The sequence below is a fragment of the Leptospira wolbachii serovar Codice str. CDC genome, assembly GCF_000332515.2.
Lineage (GTDB): Bacteria > Spirochaetota > Leptospiria > Leptospirales > Leptospiraceae > Leptospira_A > Leptospira_A wolbachii.
In genome coordinates this window covers 1-2410 of the sequence record NZ_AOGZ02000025.1, presented here as the reverse complement: position 1 = coordinate 2410, position 2410 = coordinate 1, and the positions used below count along the sequence as shown (strand labels likewise).

Below are 2410 nucleotides of genomic sequence, written 5' to 3'. Positions count from 1 at the left end.
ACGCGTAGACTAGTCAATAATAGGAAGATCGAATTTCTTTATGATTTGCCTTTCTTTTATTAAATCAGTAAGATTTTTTCGCATTTTAGGTAGATTTTTGCGAAATGGCGGTTAACGAACTAGACTAACCGACGTAGGCTGGCCCTGAGTCCCGAACGGGACGTTAGGGACTGGAACGACGCTTGCGAATGCAAGGGGAGTGCCAGAAGCCTATGTGGCGCAGCCCAAGCGAGGGCGAAGTCCCGAAGCGAAGCGGTTAGTTGCTGTTATGCGCTGGAGACAAGTCTAAAAATGAATCCCAATCTTATTCTTTAAAAATTGTAAGAAATTCTTTCGGACTTAAAGGTTTAATTTCTCCATTGGGATAATCTTTCTTATTTCTAGTGATAATATATTTTATTTTTTTTGATTTTGCTGCAAAGTATTGAATTGAATCCTCAAAATCCTTTATTGAAGAATTTAATCCAAGATCGATTATTTTTTCGTCAATTGGGATTATTTCTATAATAGTTTTAAATTCTTTAATTAATGCTCTAGCAGATTTCTCATTTGTATACTTTGCCAGAATATAGAAAATATTCCAAATAATTAGTGAAGAAATATAGCCCTTAATTTTTTTATTTTCTATTAGTGAAATCAGTTCTACAGATTCTTGAAAGAAAGGTTCTCTTGCATATAGATAGTCGATAATAACATCAGAATCTAAGTAAACATTCTGAATCATTTGTATTTCTTTTCAAGAAAATGAGCTATATCATTTTTAATATCGATTTCTTTTTTACCTTTTAGTATTCCCGCTAATTTTTTTGTCACAGGGGGAAGATTCTCTTCATTAGATGGGATTTTTGAAGAAATTCCTCCTAGATAGTCTTCTATCAGTTTTGATAAACTTTTATTTCTCTGCTTAGCAAATTCCTTTGCTTGTTTTATTATTTTGTCATCAAGAGATAGTGTAAGTTTAGTATTCATATAGAAACGCCTATACGTATAATGTTGAATTCTAGTTACGTAAATGTCAACCTTTACTTTTCTCCAAATAATGCATTTTTTTTGCCTATTTCTCTGATTTTCTAAAAGATTTTGTCTCTTGCGCATAACGAACTAGACTTACCGAAGTTCCCCGACCCTGAGTCCCAACGGGACGTTAGGGACTGGCACGGAGTTTGCGGATGCAAACGAGTGACAGAAGGGGAATTTGGCGCAGCCCGAGCGAGGCCTTGTGCCGAAGCGTAGCGGTAAGTTGCTGTTATGCGTAGTTTTTGAATTTAATCGTCAAAGTCCTTTTCATAGAATAAGAATGAACCTAGTCTTATAACTTTCATAGAATCTTCGCTAAAATCAGAATGATAGATTGGAAAATTTAAAACTAACGGTTTTCCCAATTTTCTTTCCTTGTCTAACTTTTGATTTTCCCAAAAGCATGTATGGTTTCCTCCTTCAGCTAATTTAAAGCTATCAGAGTGTTTATATTCTCTAATTTTGTTTACTGTAAGTATTAGAAAGCCATTTGAAATTTCATATTCACCTGAAAAGTATGCATATTTAGGTAAATCTTTTGCTTCTGATGGGAAATAGGTGTATTCTTTGTTCTTTCTAAATATAAACCTGTCGTTATAGCCACTGCCGACTGTTTCGCCAAGATGCCATTTTCCAATAATATTTGATATGTGATTTACTGGTTTTTCGTTTGATTTGTTTTCAAAGAAAGCTATTCGTTTTACCGTATCCGATTCTATTTCCTTAAAGTTTTTAATAATTGTATTTTGATCAGAGATTTTCGGACTATACCAATGGTATTTATTAAAAATAAGATTTAGATCTGCAGATTTGAAGATGTATCCATATTTTGCAAAATAGAAATTTCGTAAGATTTTCAATTGTTCTTTGTTTAAGATAGCAAAATGTATATCAGTTATGTAATGATTTGCAAATGAAGTATCTCCTTCTTCCATTTTCTTTATAAAAAAAGTTGGATCAAATTCATCATGCAAAAATCGTTTACAGATTTCCAGGTTTGGTTCTGAAAAGAGCGATATTGGAATTATTAGAAGTATTAATATTTTTTTCATAAATAAGTTTCCTCTTTATTGTTTTTCAAAAATTACGCATAACGAACTAGTGGAGACGACGTTTCCCGACCCTGAGTCCCGACGGGACGTTAGGGACTGGCACGGAGTTTGCGGATGCAAACGAGTGACAGAAGGGAAATGTGGCGCAGCCCAAGCGAGGCCTTGTGCCGAAGCGCAGCGTTTCCACGCTGTTATGCGTAGTCCCGTATATTTAATTATTTCTTATATAACGTAAAAAATTCATCGAAAGCATCTTTACCACTGCTAGACTCATTTAAACACCATTCTTCTACTTTTTTTAAGTCAAACTTTTGACTTTTTGCAACTAGTAATCTACGCGT

General features: G+C 34.2%; 3 protein-coding genes. All 3 read right to left on the bottom strand.

Annotation, left to right across the window (positions count from 1 at the left end):
• Nucleotides 1-304 precede the first annotated feature (304 nt).
• Nucleotides 305-724 (bottom strand): type II toxin-antitoxin system VapC family toxin, encoded by a 420-nt coding sequence (locus LEP1GSC195_RS19320; RefSeq protein ID WP_015683179.1) that lies wholly within the window; start codon nucleotides 722-724, stop codon nucleotides 305-307.
• A complete protein-coding gene (locus LEP1GSC195_RS19315) occupies nucleotides 721-969 on the bottom strand; it encodes a DUF6364 family protein (RefSeq protein ID WP_012389201.1) in 249 nt (82 codons plus the stop codon). The genes LEP1GSC195_RS19320 and LEP1GSC195_RS19315 overlap by 4 nt, the downstream gene beginning before the upstream one ends.
• 296 nt (nucleotides 970-1265) lie before the next feature.
• Complete coding sequence (locus LEP1GSC195_RS19310; protein ID WP_015683180.1) at nucleotides 1266-2069, bottom strand: YARHG domain-containing protein; 804 nt, start codon at nucleotides 2067-2069, stop codon at nucleotides 1266-1268.
• Between the last annotated feature and the right edge of the window lie 341 nt (nucleotides 2070-2410).

Coding starts and splice junctions, on each gene's coding strand:
- LEP1GSC195_RS19320 (WP_015683179.1), bottom strand. CDS start 724: ATGATTCAGAATGTTTACTTAGATTCTGATGTTATTATCGACTATCTA.
- LEP1GSC195_RS19315 (WP_012389201.1), bottom strand. CDS start 969: ATGAATACTAAACTTACACTATCTCTTGATGACAAAATAATAAAACAA.
- LEP1GSC195_RS19310 (WP_015683180.1), bottom strand. CDS start 2,069: ATGAAAAAAATATTAATACTTCTAATAATTCCAATATCGCTCTTTTCA.